This is a genomic window from Mesorhizobium sp. M8A.F.Ca.ET.207.01.1.1, assembly GCF_004794715.1.
Classification (GTDB): domain Bacteria; phylum Pseudomonadota; class Alphaproteobacteria; order Rhizobiales; family Rhizobiaceae; genus Mesorhizobium.
This window is the reverse complement of the sequence record NZ_SRUS01000374.1, coordinates 1-321: the sequence shown is the minus strand read 5'-3', so window position 1 is coordinate 321 and position 321 is coordinate 1. Positions and strand designations below refer to the sequence as shown.

The window sequence follows — 321 nt, the reverse complement described above, 5'->3', positions numbered from 1 at the left end:
CGCGCCACAACTGGCGGCCGTCCAGCAGCCGGTCGAGGGCGACGACGGCGCCCATCAGCCGATCCTCCAGGGGAGGCGCCGGGCAGGCTGGGAGCGACGGGAGCGGGCGGAAACGGCGGGCATGGCGCGAGTATCGACGGGCCGGTATCAGGGGCTGAGACCGGACATGCTACTCGCCCTGTGAGTAGAATTACTAATGAAATCGGAGGGGCGGGTTTCAGGTTGCTGAAGGGGTAAAGCATCCACGCATGGTGGGGTCTGCTGTGCTGTGGCGCCCCCTCAGCGCCCCTGCGGGTCCGGCCGGTGATGCACGTATTCGAC

1 protein-coding gene is annotated in these 321 nt (G+C 67.6%); it reads left to right on the top strand.

Annotation, left to right across the window (positions count from 1 at the left end; translation table 11 throughout):
* On the top strand, positions 1-184 hold a 184-nt coding region (locus tag EN850_RS36920; RefSeq protein ID WP_210238066.1), incomplete at its 5' end, for a hypothetical protein.
* Between the last annotated feature and the right edge of the window lie 137 nt (positions 185-321).